This is a genomic window from Proteus sp. CD3, from assembly GCF_008808075.1.
Classification (GTDB): domain Bacteria; phylum Pseudomonadota; class Gammaproteobacteria; order Enterobacterales; family Enterobacteriaceae; genus Proteus; species Proteus appendicitidis.
Genome location: NZ_CP019686.1, coordinates 1,344,087 through 1,359,964, shown reverse-complemented (window position 1 = coordinate 1,359,964; position 15,878 = coordinate 1,344,087). Strand labels below are relative to the sequence as shown.

Annotated in this window: 21 protein-coding genes and 1 pseudogene; 9 read left to right on the top strand and 13 right to left on the bottom strand. The window is 31.2% G+C overall.

All coding sequences use genetic code 11. The annotated features are described in order from the left end of the window. Positions 1–12 precede the first annotated feature (12 nt). From BTA34_RS06195 to BTA34_RS06180, 4 genes are all read right to left on the bottom strand, one after another. Complete coding sequence (locus BTA34_RS06195) at positions 13–258, bottom strand: hypothetical protein (protein ID WP_151434905.1); 246 nt, start codon at positions 256–258, stop codon at positions 13–15. A gap of 43 nt (positions 259–301) precedes the next feature. Next, positions 302–805: a hypothetical protein gene (locus BTA34_RS06190; RefSeq protein WP_151434904.1), complete on the bottom strand. Its 504-nt coding sequence runs from the start codon at positions 803–805 to the stop codon at positions 302–304. A gap of 194 nt (positions 806–999) precedes the next feature. After that, positions 1,000–1,527 (bottom strand): dihydrofolate reductase family protein, encoded by a 528-nt coding sequence (locus BTA34_RS06185; protein ID WP_151434903.1) that lies wholly within the window; start codon positions 1,525–1,527, stop codon positions 1,000–1,002. A 226-nt stretch (positions 1,528–1,753) separates the two neighbouring features. After that, entirely contained in the window at positions 1,754–2,035 is a 282-nt protein-coding gene (locus BTA34_RS06180; protein WP_151434902.1) for a DUF5339 domain-containing protein, read from the bottom strand. A gap of 333 nt (positions 2,036–2,368) precedes the next feature. Here BTA34_RS06180 and BTA34_RS06175 point away from each other — a divergent pair, with 333 nt between their 5' ends. The 3 genes from BTA34_RS06175 (at position 2,369) to BTA34_RS06165 (ending at position 4,366) form a co-directional block, all read left to right on the top strand. After that, the gene (locus BTA34_RS06175; protein WP_151434901.1) at positions 2,369–2,800 is read left to right on the top strand and encodes a hypothetical protein; all 432 of its coding nucleotides are present in this window, start codon (positions 2,369–2,371) and stop codon (positions 2,798–2,800) included. A gap of 239 nt (positions 2,801–3,039) precedes the next feature. Beyond that, a complete protein-coding gene (gene yedE / locus BTA34_RS06170; protein ID WP_151434900.1) occupies positions 3,040–4,125 on the top strand; it encodes a YedE family putative selenium transporter in 1,086 nt (361 codons plus the stop codon). Further along, entirely contained in the window at positions 4,115–4,366 is a 252-nt protein-coding gene (locus BTA34_RS06165) for a putative Se/S carrier-like protein (RefSeq protein WP_196736834.1), read from the top strand. The genes yedE and BTA34_RS06165 overlap by 11 nt, the downstream gene beginning before the upstream one ends. A 205-nt stretch (positions 4,367–4,571) precedes the next feature. On the opposite strand, the gene BTA34_RS06160 is transcribed toward BTA34_RS06165, so the two are convergent. From BTA34_RS06160 to BTA34_RS18335, 3 genes are all read right to left on the bottom strand, one after another. After that, entirely contained in the window at positions 4,572–4,793 is a 222-nt protein-coding gene (locus BTA34_RS06160) for a DUF465 domain-containing protein (protein WP_075672624.1), read from the bottom strand. 233 nt (positions 4,794–5,026) lie between these two features. Further along, the gene (locus tag BTA34_RS06155; protein ID WP_151434898.1) at positions 5,027–5,377 is read right to left on the bottom strand and encodes a hypothetical protein; all 351 of its coding nucleotides are present in this window, start codon (positions 5,375–5,377) and stop codon (positions 5,027–5,029) included. Positions 5,378–5,988: 611 nt separating this feature from the next. Next, positions 5,989–6,144 carry a hypothetical protein gene (locus tag BTA34_RS18335; protein ID WP_194952313.1) on the bottom strand — a complete coding sequence of 52 codons (156 nt, stop codon included), beginning with the start codon at positions 6,142–6,144 and terminating at the stop codon, positions 5,989–5,991. Between the two features lie 202 nt (positions 6,145–6,346). Here BTA34_RS18335 and BTA34_RS06150 point away from each other — a divergent pair, with 202 nt between their 5' ends. Then, the gene (locus BTA34_RS06150; protein WP_151434897.1) at positions 6,347–6,994 is read left to right on the top strand and encodes a hypothetical protein; all 648 of its coding nucleotides are present in this window, start codon (positions 6,347–6,349) and stop codon (positions 6,992–6,994) included. 262 nt (positions 6,995–7,256) lie between these two features. Next, a complete protein-coding gene (locus BTA34_RS06145; protein WP_151434896.1) occupies positions 7,257–9,257 on the top strand; it encodes an autotransporter outer membrane beta-barrel domain-containing protein in 2,001 nt (666 codons plus the stop codon). 379 nt (positions 9,258–9,636) lie between these two features. On the opposite strand, the gene gltP is transcribed toward BTA34_RS06145, so the two are convergent. Next, positions 9,637–10,938: a glutamate/aspartate:proton symporter GltP gene (gltP, locus tag BTA34_RS06140; RefSeq protein WP_151434895.1), complete on the bottom strand. Its 1,302-nt coding sequence runs from the start codon at positions 10,936–10,938 to the stop codon at positions 9,637–9,639. Between the two features lie 441 nt (positions 10,939–11,379). Here gltP and BTA34_RS18330 point away from each other — a divergent pair. Continuing rightward, positions 11,380–11,506, top strand: a pseudogene (locus BTA34_RS18330) (electron transport complex subunit RsxA); the annotation flags it as partial. Positions 11,507–12,468: 962 nt separating this feature from the next. Here the strand turns inward: BTA34_RS18330 and BTA34_RS18325 are convergent. Continuing rightward, positions 12,469–12,612, bottom strand: a complete 144-nt coding sequence (locus tag BTA34_RS18325; RefSeq protein ID WP_265576352.1) for a hypothetical protein — start codon at positions 12,610–12,612, stop codon at positions 12,469–12,471. Positions 12,613–12,645: 33 nt separating this feature from the next. On the opposite strand from BTA34_RS18325, the gene BTA34_RS18320 reads away from it, so the two are divergent. Together BTA34_RS18320 and BTA34_RS06120 are read left to right on the top strand one after the other, a co-directional pair. Further along, positions 12,646–12,771, top strand: a complete 126-nt coding sequence (locus tag BTA34_RS18320; protein WP_265576279.1) for a hypothetical protein — start codon at positions 12,646–12,648, stop codon at positions 12,769–12,771. A 74-nt stretch (positions 12,772–12,845) separates the two neighbouring features. Then, a complete protein-coding gene (locus BTA34_RS06120) occupies positions 12,846–13,181 on the top strand; it encodes a colicin E1 immunity protein (RefSeq protein ID WP_231619311.1) in 336 nt (111 codons plus the stop codon). 26 nt (positions 13,182–13,207) lie between these two features. Here BTA34_RS06120 and BTA34_RS06115 read toward each other — a convergent pair whose 3' ends face one another. The 3 genes from BTA34_RS06115 to BTA34_RS06105 form a co-directional block, all read right to left on the bottom strand. Beyond that, positions 13,208–14,032, bottom strand: coding sequence for a colicin-like pore-forming protein (locus tag BTA34_RS06115; RefSeq protein WP_151434892.1), 825 nt, complete (start codon positions 14,030–14,032; stop codon positions 13,208–13,210). Between the two features lie 150 nt (positions 14,033–14,182). Then, on the bottom strand, positions 14,183–14,653 hold the full coding sequence (locus tag BTA34_RS06110) for a lysozyme (protein WP_151434891.1): 471 nt from the start codon (positions 14,651–14,653) through the stop codon (positions 14,183–14,185). Next, positions 14,653–14,922 (bottom strand): hypothetical protein, encoded by a 270-nt coding sequence (locus BTA34_RS06105; RefSeq protein WP_151434890.1) that lies wholly within the window; start codon positions 14,920–14,922, stop codon positions 14,653–14,655. The genes BTA34_RS06110 and BTA34_RS06105 overlap by 1 nt, the downstream gene beginning before the upstream one ends. 102 nt (positions 14,923–15,024) lie before the next feature. Here BTA34_RS06105 and BTA34_RS06100 point away from each other — a divergent pair, with 102 nt between their 5' ends. Next, entirely contained in the window at positions 15,025–15,213 is a 189-nt protein-coding gene (locus BTA34_RS06100; RefSeq protein WP_151434889.1) for a hypothetical protein, read from the top strand. A 282-nt stretch (positions 15,214–15,495) separates the two neighbouring features. Here BTA34_RS06100 and BTA34_RS06090 read toward each other — a convergent pair whose 3' ends face one another. Further along, the gene (locus BTA34_RS06090) at positions 15,496–15,852 is read right to left on the bottom strand and encodes an MmcQ/YjbR family DNA-binding protein (protein WP_151434888.1); all 357 of its coding nucleotides are present in this window, start codon (positions 15,850–15,852) and stop codon (positions 15,496–15,498) included. Positions 15,853–15,878 lie beyond the last annotated feature (26 nt).

The window sequence follows — 15,878 nt, the reverse complement described above, 5'->3', positions numbered from 1 at the left end:
TAGTGTTAATTTTTAATAAGAAGCCATGATCCGCAAATCAGGTTTTTCTCCTCGCATAATAGCCCGCTGTTGTTCATGAACTGCTTCATTAATTGCTTTTTGCTCTCCTGGTGTTCGAGTATTCTTGCCACAAACTAATGTAGAACACACTGTGCTGCCTATTCTATGGTTTCCTGAATTACCCGTACTAAAAGTAACGTTATCAGTAGTACAACCCAGTAATAGAAAAGATAATAATAAGGTGATAGCTATGCGCATAATTTTCCCATATAAAATTAAATTTTAAATTGATATTAAAGTATTAATAGGCATCAAAAGTATAATGTGGCTTTTGTTTCCATTTGAATTCAACAGTTTGTTTTTCCTCATTCCAAATAGGCTCAGGAACTGGCATAGTAAAGCTTATTTTTTGAATTGGCTTTAATGTTGAATTGTTATTTAAATACTGATCGTTTATTGATGGTTTTTTCTCATTTAAACCAACTTTAAAAACTTGTCCAAGCCTTTGTTTCTCTTCTTGAACTTCCATTTCAAATCGAGATTGTTTTCCTAACATAAAAACCAAGTTATTATTAACTGCGTTACTATCAGGAATGGGATTATCGGTGTGTGTTTCAATTAATTTAGTCTGAGTGACTTTATTAGTGGTACATCCAGAGATTATAAATACAGAAAGTAATAAAAATAAAAAGTAATGCATAAATTGAATATCAATAAGAAATAGGAGTAAATAATTATTCCATAAAATCGATTCACCGACAAAATAAATTTCGTCATTTATATAAAAATAAAAAAATCTGCTCATAAAATGATGATAGAAAATGATTTAAACTATAGCTTGATAAAAACACAGAACAAATAAACAACCTAACCAAAATAACCAGTGTAAATAAAAATATATTTAACAGGAATATATAGTAACTGACTATATTAAAGTATTGTCATATAGAAATAAAAAGGACCCCAATAAGGCATCCTCAAAATACAATAAGTAAAATTTTATTTTTTATAGTGTGATTTAACAAAAGAGTCTAAATATATTTCTGTTTTATGATGAGTAAACTCTATTTTTTTATCATTTGGAATAAATAACGGTATGCCCTCACCTAATAAAATAGGTATTCTAGTTATTATGAGTTCATCAACAAAACCTTCATTAATAAAGCCTTGCACAGTTTTTCCACCATCAATATACACTCTATTATAACCATCATCTTTGAGTCTTTTTATTATTTCACTCACATTTCCTGATAAAATTTTTACATTACTAGGTAATGACTCTGGTAATTCTTTAATAGTATTACTTAATACAAAAACAGGCTGTACATAGGGCCATTCAATATCGAAACCCATTATTGTTTCAAAAGTTGTTCTTCCCATAACAATCACATCTATTTCACTAAGAAAGTCGGCAAAACCAAAGTCTAAATTTTCAGGGTTTTCAATACTGGTAAGCCAATCAATATTACCTTGTTTATCAGCAATATAACCATCTAAACTTGTTGCGATATAAACTACTATGTTCATTTTTAATACTCATTCTTAGAGAAGGCATTTAATACTAGCATTAAATAAATAAAATTGAAAATAAACTAAGAGAATAGAAATAGAGATGAAATTAAATTAATTAGTTATTAATTTTAAATTAGAATAAATAAGAAAACAATGCGATATAAAAAGTACTTTTATCCTTTAATAAAGAAAAAGCCTTATAACTTTAATTATTATAAGGCTTATCGTAAAAGAATAAAACTTATTGACCTGCTGACATTTTTTTCATTTGCTCTAAAGAATCTAAAGCTTGTTTACAAGTACTTTCCTGAACATCTTTAGGTAATGCTGCAAATTGTTCTTTAGCTTGAGTATATTGTGCTTTCATCGCTTCTGCTTGAGCTTTGGTTGCATCATTTTTTTCCATTAACTCAACATAAGAGTCAGTTTCTTTAAAATAGTCTTCGCATGCTTTAGATAAATCAGCAGAAACAGCGATAGAAGAAATTGATAATAAACCCAATGCTAAAATAAGCTTTTTCATAAATATCCTTTAAGTATTGTTAACAGCTAGAAAGTAACTTCCATTATTCGTCTTAAGTCAGCATTATCTCAAAGAAGAATAAAATAGGGATAAGTATTATCTTAATTAAAAAAATAAACGCTAATCTAATTGTGATTATTATAATAAGTAGAATCAAAATATGATAATTGAATTTAGTTTATTATTTTTCGTATCAGCTAACACATTGATATATTCTTTTTAACTTAATATGTTATTATCCAAAAATAATTTTTTTATAGTAATACTGCTATTTGTATATCGATAATACTTGATACAATAAAATAATCCCCACTAACTAACACAGGTAAAAAAATGGCGATTGATAGAATAGACTGGCACGCTTATGGTGAGTTCCCTGACGACCTTCCACCTGAAAATGGAGGTATACATATAGGGTTTTATTTAACTTGGATTATTGAAAATAACTTAGAAAGTGAAGAGTTGCAAGAAGATGCAATTGAAGAGTTAGAAATGGTACGTAACAGAGAAATGGATGGCCTTTCATTTCTTATTCAAGTTTGTGACGAGAAATTTATTAGTGATGACTTGAATGATGAGGGATACGCATTTACACAATATTATTATGAATCAGAAAATAATAACTATTTTGAAGATTTCGAGCGTGTTTTAACCCAAGGTTTATCTTCTTCATATTATGTTGAAAACATATGGGACAATTACGACAAAATTGCGCCTGTAATTACAGATGCATATACAAAGTGGAAAAAAGAAATAAATAATTAAATTAATATCTTTCTAAATTTCATTTTATACCCTGCATTATTAGTAATAAGTTATTTAAACAATAATTAACTTATTGCTAATTAAATTAACATTCTTAAATCCTAAAAAATATCTTATCTAATTTATTAATTTTGACGTGATCTATATAAAAGAATCACACGTAATTCTTATATATAGTTGCTCCGTGCTTAATAGGTTCTATTAGTCAGGGGGCGGCCCCCCATCAACGGAGGCATTTAATGTCTATAAAATGGGTTTTAATCCTATCTGGATTTATTATTGGTACTCTTGCGTTACTCCTTGGTATTAACGGGAATCCACCTAATATGGGGGTTTGTGTAGCCTGCTTTATTCGTGATAGCGCCGGAAGTATGGGCTTACATCACACTGAAACGGTGCAATATCTTCGCCCTGAAATATTCGGCTTTATTCTTGGTTCTTTTATTGCCGCACTTATCTTCAAAGAATTTCAATCGAAAGCAGGCTCTGCTCCTATTATTCGTTTTACGCTAGGTTTTCTAATGATGGCTGGCTGCTTAGTTTTTTTAGGTTGTCCATTAAGAATGGTACTTCGTATCGGAGCGGGTGATTTAAATGCTGTTATAGGATTAGTTGGATTAATAATAGGAATTGGTATAGGTAGTTTATTTGTCAAAAAAGGATTTTCTCTTCCAAGAAATTATAACCAATCACCTATAGAAGGTTTTATTTTACCTACTATATGTATATTCCTATTTGCTTTATTCTTATGGAATAGTGATATATTCAATGCCAGTGTAAAAGGTCCTGGAGCAAGTCATGCGCCAGTGTGGATGTCTATCATCGCAGGGCTTATTATTGGTTTTATTATTCAACGCACAAGATTCTGCTTTATTGGAATGGCCAAACATGTATTTTTATCGCGTAATTATAATATGGCGTTTGGTGTAATCGCATTAACACTCGTTGTTTTTTTAGGTAATCTCTATTTAGGCAAGTTTAATTTTGGTTTTGAAAATCAACCAATAGCTCACAGCGATGGACTATGGAATTTTCTCTCTATGGCACTTGTAGGCTTATGCGGTGTACTCATTACAGGTTGCCCATTACGACAACTAGCTAATGCTGGCCAAGGTAATTCAGATGCGGCTGTAAGCGTTATGGGTATGTTAGTGGGAGCTGCATTTGCTCATAACTTCTCTTATGCTTCAAGCCCTGCTGGAGTTACAGATAATGGGAAACTAGTTATTATTATTGGTTTAGTGTTTACTGTCATTGTTGCTGCTATTTACACCTATGTTGCAAATAAAGCAAAAGATAATGGGATCAGTAAAAATGGCGCATAACTATTTATTTCTTTTTCATGCGCAATACGCTGTAAAAAAACTTCAGCAGCAACTCCAACAAGATAATTTTTCCGCAAAAATTATTGATGCTCCACGAAAAATATCATCAGAATGTGAGTTAGCCATATCCATTTATTTTTCTGACGATGAGATTTATAAACAGTATATTAATGATAACGTTAGGGCTGTTTATAAAATAAATTCAAACCATTTTGATGTACTTTGGAAAGATGAGTTTTAACATAGTACATAACTAAGTTACTATTTTTAGAACCTAAACAGTTAAAAGGCTACAACAGTAGCCTTTTCTTTATAAATATAACTATGTGGTTTATATAATTTTTTCATCAAAAATAAATTATCTTTCTAAAAATAAAAAACCATCCCTTTTTAGTTGGATGGTTTCTGCATCTTTATGTATTTATAGAGTAATTATTTTCTATTACTCACTCTTCTTCTGGTGGATTTTTGAGGATCTGATGAATTTCCTCTTTCAGTTTTAATTTTTGTTTTTTTAGCTCAACAACTTCTTCACCATACCCTCTTCTATCTTTATGTTCTAATCTAACAATTTTATGGTCAAGTTCATTATGTTGTTCAAAAAGAGCGCGAAAATGGGGATCAGTCTGACGAAGTTTTGAAATTAAATCACGATATTCTGGAAACATAAATAGCTACCTTCCTTATTAACAGTGAATTAAATACTCTTATAATATTTACCCAAACTGATTAACCTGTCATTATTTTTATGTTAAAAATAAGACCAACATCAATTAATATTTTTAATTTTTAAAATAACTTAATATTTTTATATTCTCAAGATTATTATAAAATTCAATGTGTAAGAGAATATAAAATGTAAATCTACTTAATCTAAAAATTATAAAATAATAATAACTACTTATTCATTTATTTCTTCAAACCAAACATCTTCATATCCGTCTCTGTCAATAATAAAATTATATCCTTCTGGTAGATAAAGATAATTTATTACTTCAGGTAATAGTTCTTTCAAATGTTCTGTATGCAATGGTTGATAAAAGTCATCTGTTGCGCAATATTCCTCACAATAGAAAAACCAGCTTATCGTACCGCCTTCTAAGCGCTTTATGCGTGTGCCATAAATAGGATTACCCTTTAGGTTATCTAAAGCAATCGCTACCATTTCTTCTGGCTTTTGAGGTATCACCCCATACTTTTCACACATTATTTTCTGTTGTTCAGAAAACAATAATTTATTGTTTTTATTCATGTTATATCTTTAATTTTACAAAAAAAACTCAAAAAAAGAGTTTATGAGTTTTCGATTATAATTAACTTATCGTTATCTACCAAATATTGATAAAAGAGCGCATCGCTCCCTCTATTCACATAGCAAAAAGTATAAAAACAAGTAAATCTACGAAACTCCGCATGGTCAATGGAATGAAAAAACGTCAATTTGCTTTAAAACTAGACGACATAAAGCATAACAGCACTTTTTACTAAGAAAAAAGCATTTATTGTTAATTTATAAAATGAAAATTCACTACATTTATACTGATCTCTAATAGTTTTTTATACCCATCTATTCGAGTCACTAAGCCCAATGCCGCCACATTGGGCTTTTTTATTGCCAATGGTTGTTGATATCATTGAAATAATAATTGAGAAACAAGTAACCCTACAAAACCATACACCCACCCCAAAATGCCATTAACATTCCCTTCCCTGCTATTTTTTAGTTTTACTTATATCCATACCTATTATCTTAAAGTTTAATGGGCATAAACTATAATTTATTATTACTGTGACGACTCAATTTTATTGTATAAGCAATAAATAAGAATACCGACTCAATTCCTTTTTTGTCGGCATTAGTAATTATTTATTAGATGAAATATCTTGCTCTTGTAATTTAGAAAGCGCTAATTCTTTCATCCAATCTGCAAGTAATGGTGCTGTTTTTATTGAATCCAATAATGCACGCTCTTTTTTTGTTAAACGAATAACAATCACTTCTGTTTTCATTGTAGACATAATAATTCCCCATTGGTAAAAGAGAAAATATTGGCACAAAACAGTAACAGAACGGTCTGACTTACACGCTTTTACAAAATAATCATTTAAAGATGATTAGCAGTACATTATCGATAGAATATTTGCGATATAGTTCGTTGTTTATTTTTAGAAAAAACATTAACATATTTATGATAAATTAGAAAATAGATAGGTATCATTCATGTTTCTAAACCCCAAAAGAACCGTAAAAGCCAATGTAAGAAAAAGAAACTCAATTTTTCCTGGTTTGGGAACTACATACAGAATTAGTCTTTCTGATGATAGGCCGTCACCGCAAGAAATTCAAAAAATAGAATTTAATAAATTTGCAGATAAAGCCGTTGATGAAGTCTCTACAATGATCGGTTGTTTTGAAAGATCAGAGAAAAAAAGCAAAAGCCCTAACTCTAATAAGCCTCTGCATTATGAAAAATTAGACAATGAGTTTCTTCGACTTACTGTATCATTCTTTCAAATTATTCAAGAAATAAGATATTCTGGCGATACAAGTCAACACGCAAAGAATAGAATTACCACCTCATTATTTGAGATAACTCGTTGGTTAGATAATAAATATCCATCATGGAATAGTGAAAGAGCTGAAGTAGAAAGAAATGGTAAAGAAATTGAAAAAAGAGTTAAAAAAGAATTTAAAGCCAAAAGATTTTATAAAACAAAATTTGCTATTCTAGCAATTGCTACTTTTTTTGCTCCCTTTATTTTTTGCTGGTTTTCTCTACAAAAAAAATATCCTAAATGGTTTAAAGTTATCAGTTTCTTATGGGCTATGTTTTTTGCTATTTTAGTATACAGAGCGCCCAAAATATAACAGCTCGGCTATTATAATATTTCTATTTTATCTTATGGTGTTTTGTTTAAAAAGATGCCATAAGCTAAATTACTCACCTAAGATATATTATTCTATATAATAAATAATTATATTTTTCTTTAATAGAATTAACCTTAAGAAAGATTATATTCTAAATAATTTTTTTTAAGGCTATTTAAATTGATAAAAAAAATAAACAATATAATCATTAAGCATAAATTAACTATTTTTACACAATAAAAAAATAAAAAGGTCGGTTTTTATGCTACTGAATAAACATTTTAGTAAGAATATTATTACTATAAGTATATTATCTTTCTTAGCCAGTTCAGTTTATGCCAAAGAAAGTAGTATACGGGGCGTTCTCCTCTCTAATAAGGAAATTATCTCTAATTCAACTTATAGTGATACAACAAACCTTTATATAGATAAAAGCCACGAAATACAAAATATTACTCTGGAAAACGAAGCAATATTAAGAATGTATGGTGATAGCCTAGCGATAGGTACTATCGTTAAAGATGATGCTAATATTAGTATGTATGCATCTGGTACAAAAGAAACAGCGACTCCCACTATTAAAGATACTATAGTAACAGGCACCAGTAATATTGATATGAGCGCAGGTTCATCATCTATAGGTAAGCTATTTATAGATAAAAATGCTGAATTATATATTGATAACATTAATGATAAATCTACTGATGTATCTAAAAATGATCCTGCTCCTTCAGCTAAAATATTTATAGAAAACTTAACACTAGCAGGTAAAACATATATTTTACCCTCATGGAACGAAGATTATGGTGATGATGGTGATGCCCCTAAACCCGAAAAACCAGGCCCAGAATTAATCACTCATATTAACAATTTAGAGATGCAATCTGGTAGCCAATTGGAAATGGATCATTATATTTCTGGCATGCAATTTAATCGACTTGAATTAAAAACGCTCACCGGCGAAGGTACTTTTATTTTAAGTAGCAGCTTAGCCAATGGTTTAAGCGATAATATTTATATTTCAGATCATGCAACTGGGCATTTTGGATTAAAAATAAATGATAGCGGAGAAGAAATTTCTGATCCTAAAAATACTCAATTAGTTTATGTAAATAGTGGTGACGCTGATTTTAACTTATTAAATAAAGACGGTAATGTTGAAGTTGGTGTTTGGAAATATAAACTAAATAGCAAAACTAATGATGGTCATACAGAGTGGTATCTTGTAGGCGGAAAAGCTGGCGAGCAGGATACATCTAAACAGCCTGATTCCTCTAAACAGCCTGATACTTCTAAACAGCCTGATACTTCTAAACAGCCTGATATCTCTAAACAGCCCGATGTTAGCCAGCCTATATTAAGCAATAGTGCTCAAGCCGTTATTAATATGGCCTCAGCACCGCAGAACATATTAAGCATTGAAACGAGTACTTTACGCCAAAGAATGGGTTTCTTACGTGAAAATAATAATCTGGGAGTGTGGGTTCGCTATTTAAATGATAACTCTCATTTAAACGATAAAGGTTATAGTCAATTTCATTCAAATTTAAATGGAATGCAAATTGGTATAGATAAGAAAATAGCTATAAATAATGATCAATTGCTATTTGGTTTAATAACTTCTTACACTAAGAGTAAAATAAAATCTGACAATATTAATAATGGTGATATTAATAGCTATAGCGGTGGTATTTATTTAACTTGGCTTAATCATTCTGGTTTTTATGTAGACTCTTTATTTAAGATGAATCATCTTCATAACGAAATCAATACTAATATGAATGAAGGTAGAAGAGTCAAAGGAAATTACAATCAAAATGCGATTACAACATCAACAGAAATAGGCTATCCTATTGCGTTTTCAAATGCATTGACACTTACACCATACAACCAAATCCTTTATTCTCATATTGGTAAGTCGCATTATGTGTTAGATAATGGCATGAAAGCAAATATCCACAATGCTGATAGCTTAAAAGGTGAATTAGGAACCATATTAGAAAGTAATTTATTAATTTCGAACCACAATGTTAAGCCTTACATAAAAGCGGCAATATCTCGTGAATTCATTAAAAGTAATGAAATAGAAATTAATAACGTATCCTTTGATAGTCATTATTCGGGGAATACTGGTAAATACGGCGTTGGTTTAACAACTAATATAGGTAATGATGCTCTTTTCTATACTGAAATAAATTATCAAAATGGTAATAAAGTAGAAACTCCAATATATGCAACAGCAGGATTTAGAATTAGCTTTTAATTGATTTATTTTCCTTTTATAAGGTTAATACATAATAAACCTCATGATTTAATGAGGTTTTTTTATTTCAATTTCATATTATTCTGTTTTTGCTGATATCAGTTCAAAACCTATAGCATTTGTTTTCTTCAAGACTTCTGAATTTCCAGTTTCATAAATATTATCATGAACAATTTTGGCACAAACCTTTACCTCACCTTCACTTTCATCATTTACTTTTATATCATAGCATGATCTTCTTCCTTCTACATATGAATAACCCACTATAAGAAATATTAAAATGAGAATAACTCAGCGTAAAAAAGGGAGAATAGAATTATTAGAACATGATATTCCCCTAAAAGCCTCTTAAGGGCTTTTAGGGGAAAGCAACTAAAATCTAACTTTTAAAAGTTGCTTCATAATCTTTAGATTTATTCTTATCAAATTGATGCTCCCATTTAGCAATGACTAAAGCAGCGAGTGCATTACCAATTACATTTAATGCTGTTCTTGCCATATCTAATATTCGGTCTATTCCAGCAATAAAAGCCAACCCTTCTAGCGGAATACCTACACTTCCTAATGTCGCCAATAACACAACAAACGAGACACCCGGCACTCCTGCAATCCCTTTAGATGTGATCATTAACGTCACTACAAGGGTAATTTCTTGCCAGATACTGAGATCAATACCATACAACTGAGCAATAAAGATGGCAGCAATACTTTGATAGAGTGTAGAGCCATCGAGATTAAATGAATAGCCAATTGGAATAACAAAGCTCGTTACTGATTTGGAAGCACCATATTTCTCCATCTTATCCATAATTCTTGGTAAGACTGTTTCAGAACTTGCTGTCGAATAAGCCAGTATTAATTCATCTTTTAAGATTTTGATTAACGTAAAAATGTTAATACCACAATATTTTGCAACCAATCCTAGTACAACAATTGCAAAAAACAAGATGGCACCATGAACCAGTAACACCAATTTAATAAGTGGGATCAAAGAGGTGAACCCAAAATTTGCAACAGTGACAGAAATAAGCCCGAATACACCGATAGGTGCATACATCATAATCATATGTGTTACTCGGAACATCGTTTCTGAAAATGTTTGTAACACAATTAATAACGGTTCTCTTTTTTCCACTGGTAAGGAAGATAATCCCATACCAAAAATAACGGCAAAGAAAATTACTGGCAACATTTCACCGCTTGACATAGCAGCAAAGATATTAGATGGAACAAGCGATAATATCGTCGCCATTATACCATGTGACTGACTTTCCACTTGTTGGGTAGTTTTTTCATACTGAGATATATCAACTTGGCTAAGTGTTGACATATCAATTCCTACGCCAGGTTGGAATATATTCGCTAGGCTTATTCCAACGATAATCGCTATTGTCGTGATAATTTCAAAATAGAGGATAGTTTTAAACCCTAGCTTACCTAGTTGTTTAGTATTCCCTACCCCCGCTATTCCGACTACCAATGTTGAAATAACAATTGGTACAACTATCATTTTGATTAACTGAATAAATATTTTACCCGCAGGAGATAAAACATTCATAATTAACCATTCTTTGTTTTCATTATCGTGCAAAATTGCACCAACAATAATCCCTAAAATGAGCGCAGTTAGAATTTGCCAACCAAGGCCAAATTTAAATTTGTGAGTTTTATTTGCTGTCATTGTTATATTCCTATTTTTGTTTCTATTTTGTTATACTTTATTTTATGAGTACAAAACAAATAAATATTCTATAAAAAAACGATTAAGGGCAATGCAACAATAATAAACCAACTATCGTCACAAGAACTAAACAAAAAAACATAAAAAAGAAACAAAATAACAACAATTAATTAACCTTACATTCTATTGATATACTACGTACTCTAGAAAAGGATACTACGACAACTTAATAAATTAATAGGATTGAATATATCAAGCAAAAATATAAAAAATGCCACGCTCATATGGTATTTTTTATATTTTTAAACTTTTACCGATACATTACTTCACTTGCACTCTATCTCTCTAATTTTATTAAATAAAACGAGCATTATAGGATTAATAGCACGAATATGATAAAAATTTTCTTTGTTTATAAATAAAATTCGTACATTCTAACAAATAGATGGTGCCAGAGTAGCTGAATACACATTACTGTTTCTAGTGCCATCTTGTTAAGAATTTTGTTTCATCAAAGTTTTTAGGTTTATGCCCTTTTATGGGAACATCAATATCTCTAATAACCGCTTTTCTCCGTTCTTCGGTTATATACCGATCATTGATTGCTTTTAAATTACTAACCGTCATATCAGCCTATAAACAAAAAAACCGCCTAAGCGATCTTATTAAAACAATAATTGAAAATTAAAGATAAAAGATAAAAGATAAAAGATAAAAGATAAAAGATAAATCTCATAAAAATATATATTACAAAGTTAGATAAAACCAAGAAAAATAAAATAAATAAAAAGTTAATTTATCATTATCAATCAAATGATTAAAATAACAAGAAAAACCCCGCATATAGCGGGGTTTTTAGTCTATATTCTACTTTTAAAAATTACGTCCCATACTTTTTCTTTCTAATTGATCTTGGTAAACACGCTGATTATCTTTTATTGTGTTAAAAACACTATCAGAGTACGGATCAACTTTTTGAGAATTTCGATTATATCTGTCAACATCAGACTGGGAAGTTGAACAACCGGATATAAAAAAAATGGCTAATAACGTTAACAGTTGTAGTTTCATATAAATTTTAACTAAATTAAGCAAAGTTTTATGTTTTTCAGTTTATAACACAAAATGCATCTAATAAAAAGTGACAACGATACAGTGCAAAAAAAACTTATAATGATAAAGTAAGAGCAATTCTTATATCAAAATATCATCCGATTAATTATCCTTTCAATATATCTAAAATATGCAGGACATAATACAAATAAGCTTCAACCGTTAGTCCTGATAATAAGTACGCTCAGTTCATTTTCTGCTATATTTTCTAATATTGCAGAAAATCTGATTATAGAAGTAAAATCATCAACTGAAAGCACTGTTGTTATCTACGGTGTTCCAAAATACCAAAAATCTTTCGATATCATCGTAATAAGCAAAAGCCAGAAACCACTAAATCTCACAAAAGATACTGATTGTTACAAAGCCGTCGATAGTAAAGAAAATAAATTTTCGGCAAGAGCCATAAATACATCATTACTTGATGGGATAATAAACAAGTAACTCATCATGATGTTGCTGACATAATGGAATAGTGAATAAGTTATAAGCGTTCGTTCCCATGCCTCCCATACCATGCCCGATGATATGATTATCATAGTACCAACAATTCCGTATCACACCGTCTTTATACCATGTGGTTGTTAATTAATAATGATGATAACTGTCATGCTTATCGTTAATCTGGCAGCAATGGATATTGCTGCACATAAAACACAAAATATGACTGATAAATACCACAACGATAGAAGCAAAGAATGGCAAATCATTGCTGTTTAATTTATTGAAAATAAGAACTATTACCATTAAAATGGCATTCATGTAAAAAGCTGATTATTTAGTAGGATTTGGATGTGACTAAAAAATATTATATTAATAATATGTTCTGGGGCTATTTTATGATGTTGGTGATGGTTTATCTTAATTATAACGATCACACTATTGAAGGCTTATTAATGCTAACTTTAAGCATACCTAGTGCAATTTTTTTTCCTTTTTCCAAAATGCTTATCGAAAAATTCGCATTAAAATATACAACAAAAAAATTCTGGAATACTGGATTATTTATAAATACACCAGCTAAACATGGTGGAGTAGCTCTATACCACTTATTTTGTTTTATATTTTCAATTCCATTTAGCATCATATATCTAGCTTTATATTTCACAAAAAATAGGATAACCAATTAAAATCGATTATCCTATTACCCTACATATTAAATACCAATTGCACCGCTGACTTTTTCAACCAAAGCGTCGTCAATCAAGGCACCAACTGTTGCAATGATAAGGGCATACCCTAAAATTCCAACAGGTCCACCAATAATTAAACTAAAGGCAAAAGCTGTCAATGCCACCACAGCCATGCCTGCAGCAATTGAAGTGCCTTTAACAAAAAATGGACGCCAATTTCCCGTTTTAACCGCTTTTTTAAATTCAACAAGTAATTCCACGGCATTAATCGCGTGATTGGTATATCCAAGCCCTTTACTAAATTTACCTAAGTTTGAAGCTAACTGTTTTGCATCAATAGATTCTAATGCTTTTATAATAGCAGCTCGATCTTTGGCATTAATTTTATTATTAATATTCTGCCCATATTTCTCATATGTACGTAAAGCATCTTCTACATTTCTGATTGTTTTTCCTTTAGATTGTTCTGCTAACTCTCTAGATAATTGTGCTGCCTTTTTACCAAATTCCTGTGTTACTTTTTCGTAAAATGAAATTGTAAATTTCACGCTATCTTTGATGTCATTAAATTCTTTTTCCTGCTGAGGACTCGGATCTTTATCCTTAAGTTCAATTGCGGGAAAGCCCGAATAGGCATATAAAGGCGGTAAGTTTGAATTTCTAGGAAATACAATGATTGCATCATTAAATTGATGTGGATATAGTGCTTCTATCCTTTTGTTTTCTACCTTATTAGGCAATTCTACTTTTTCTGGATATGAGAATTTTTTATTTTCATTTGAGTAATTTTGAATAATATTTCCTTGTAAACCAAGGCCACTATCACAATGACAATGTAAAGTTTCCAATGCTTCATAATTAGTACCGATAATGTGAGAGAGCTACCTGACAGCGCTTTTCTAAACTGGCTTTATCATTAACACATGAATTATCAATTGAGAGATAAATGCTACCAGCGACTGTGATAAGTAATATGAGGATAAAGCTGATAATGATGATTAAAGTTTTCCATGACATAGTGCTGACTCCGCCTCTCGACGACTGACAAGCCCTCGCCAAACCTTTCCTCCTGCATAAACCCAGCGTTTAATTTCTTCACAAGCGCCATACTGATCACCTGCGTTTAATTTCTTTAGCAATGTAGAACGTGCAAAAGCGGTGATACCAACATTAAAGGCAAAGGAATATAGAGAAGCTTTTGTTTTATCATCCAATGGAACTTTAACCAGAACATCAACTTGTTGTTGCGTTCTGATAAAGTCTTTCTGAAGTAACTCGTCACATTCTTGATGTGTGTATGTCTTGCCTTGAATAATGTCGTTCCCAGTATGTCCATAACAAACCGTCAGAATTCCAGCAACATCACGGTATGGTTCATAACGTACCCCCTCAAAGTAACCAATCACTGTTAGCGCAATACTTACCACACCGGCGCTTACAACTGCTGTCACTTTCTGTTTTAGGTTCACTACATGTCCTTTTTAGCTTTAGTCAGCATCTCGCCAACTATCTTTTCTATGTCTTGCGGATCGCTAGAACAATTTCGATGAACTAATTCAGCAAATAACGCTGTTCGTTTCCGCTGTTCTCGCTGTGTCATAAAATAAGTTGCTAATCCAAGGAGCATGCTGAATCCCATCCCTATTACAAATCCCCATTCATAAAGTGAAAGACTTGCAAAAAAGGCAGTTAAGCCAGCTGTTCCGTAGGTATCATTGGTTAATTTTTCCATACGCATATATACCCCCTACGGAGTGTCCCTTGATGATTAATGTGAGTGAGTTAAACGTGAGAATATGAATTTGAAAAAATAAAAGATCCACAAATTGAAGCAGAAGAAATGGCTCATGCCATACCTCTGTTATTTTCATTGTTAGCAAAGCTAATAACTGATGATGATAAAAATAAAGAAGAACGTCTATTCAGAATGTTAGATAAAGCTCTAGAGTGGAATAAAGAACTACCAGTTAAAGAGCAAATAGTGTTAATAGGTCAAACAACTAAAATGGCTTTAACTGGCAAACAGTAGAACCATTATCTTTTTTTATTTCAATAAAGTTATTAGAAATAACCATCAGCGTGGCACTCTAATTCACAGCTCGTTAATTGCATGCTGGCGAGCTGTTTTTGTAAATCCACTATTTGTCACCCTTGTTGCATCACTTGTGCTGACAACGTATTAACTAACACTTCTAAATTTTGATTACTCATAACTACCTCTCTTATACGAAAAAAGACCGCCTAAGCGATCTTCAAAATGAGTTATTCGGAATAACCGAACATGTGAACTATCCGATTATAGTGAATACGGTCACTGTGTTAATCTGTAACTCTCATCAATCAATGATTTAAGTTCAGTTTCATCAATGCCGTCATTTAACTTGATAGAAACCCAGTGCTCTTTATTCATGTGATAGCCAGGAAATATCCCATCTTTTAAGCGGAGCGAGCCAACCAATTCAGGGCGAACTTTAACATTAATAACATCAATAATCGTATTAGCATCACCAGAATGCAATTTATCAGCAGAAACATCTATAATGGCGGCAAACCACTTAGTATTCCCAGAATGTCGAAATACAACATAATTTGGATATTTGCGCCATAGATACTCCGGATCTGAACCATAATTATTTTTGATATACTCAATCAAATCACTTCGTTGCATGTCAGAACCTTACCGTTAACTATTAC

What these genes read in the sequence shown, in the direction of transcription:
- BTA34_RS06150 (WP_151434897.1), top strand. Translation starts at nt 6,347, where the DNA reads ATGTTTCTAAACCCCAAAAGAACCGTAAAAGCCAATGTAAGAAAAAGA.
- BTA34_RS06100 (WP_151434889.1), top strand. Translation starts at nt 15,025, where the DNA reads ATGGCTCATGCCATACCTCTGTTATTTTCATTGTTAGCAAAGCTAATA.
- yedE (WP_151434900.1), top strand. Translation starts at nt 3,040, where the DNA reads ATGTCTATAAAATGGGTTTTAATCCTATCTGGATTTATTATTGGTACT.
- BTA34_RS06145 (WP_151434896.1), top strand. Translation starts at nt 7,257, where the DNA reads ATGCTACTGAATAAACATTTTAGTAAGAATATTATTACTATAAGTATA.
- BTA34_RS06090 (WP_151434888.1), bottom strand. Translation starts at nt 15,852, where the DNA reads ATGCAACGAAGTGATTTGATTGAGTATATCAAAAATAATTATGGTTCA.
- BTA34_RS18320 (WP_265576279.1), top strand. Translation starts at nt 12,646, where the DNA reads ATGATGATAACTGTCATGCTTATCGTTAATCTGGCAGCAATGGATATT.
- BTA34_RS06165 (WP_196736834.1), top strand. Translation starts at nt 4,115, where the DNA reads ATGGCGCATAACTATTTATTTCTTTTTCATGCGCAATACGCTGTAAAA.
- BTA34_RS06155 (WP_151434898.1), bottom strand. Translation starts at nt 5,377, where the DNA reads ATGAATAAAAACAATAAATTATTGTTTTCTGAACAACAGAAAATAATG.
- BTA34_RS06175 (WP_151434901.1), top strand. Translation starts at nt 2,369, where the DNA reads ATGGCGATTGATAGAATAGACTGGCACGCTTATGGTGAGTTCCCTGAC.
- BTA34_RS18335 (WP_194952313.1), bottom strand. Translation starts at nt 6,144, where the DNA reads ATGTCTACAATGAAAACAGAAGTGATTGTTATTCGTTTAACAAAAAAA.
- BTA34_RS06180 (WP_151434902.1), bottom strand. Translation starts at nt 2,035, where the DNA reads ATGAAAAAGCTTATTTTAGCATTGGGTTTATTATCAATTTCTTCTATC.
- BTA34_RS06105 (WP_151434890.1), bottom strand. Translation starts at nt 14,922, where the DNA reads ATGCGTATGGAAAAATTAACCAATGATACCTACGGAACAGCTGGCTTA.
- gltP (WP_151434895.1), bottom strand. Translation starts at nt 10,938, where the DNA reads ATGACAGCAAATAAAACTCACAAATTTAAATTTGGCCTTGGTTGGCAA.
- BTA34_RS06185 (WP_151434903.1), bottom strand. Translation starts at nt 1,527, where the DNA reads ATGAACATAGTAGTTTATATCGCAACAAGTTTAGATGGTTATATTGCT.
- BTA34_RS06160 (WP_075672624.1), bottom strand. Translation starts at nt 4,793, where the DNA reads ATGTTTCCAGAATATCGTGATTTAATTTCAAAACTTCGTCAGACTGAT.
- BTA34_RS06195 (WP_151434905.1), bottom strand. Translation starts at nt 258, where the DNA reads ATGCGCATAGCTATCACCTTATTATTATCTTTTCTATTACTGGGTTGT.
- BTA34_RS06190 (WP_151434904.1), bottom strand. Translation starts at nt 805, where the DNA reads ATGAGCAGATTTTTTTATTTTTATATAAATGACGAAATTTATTTTGTC.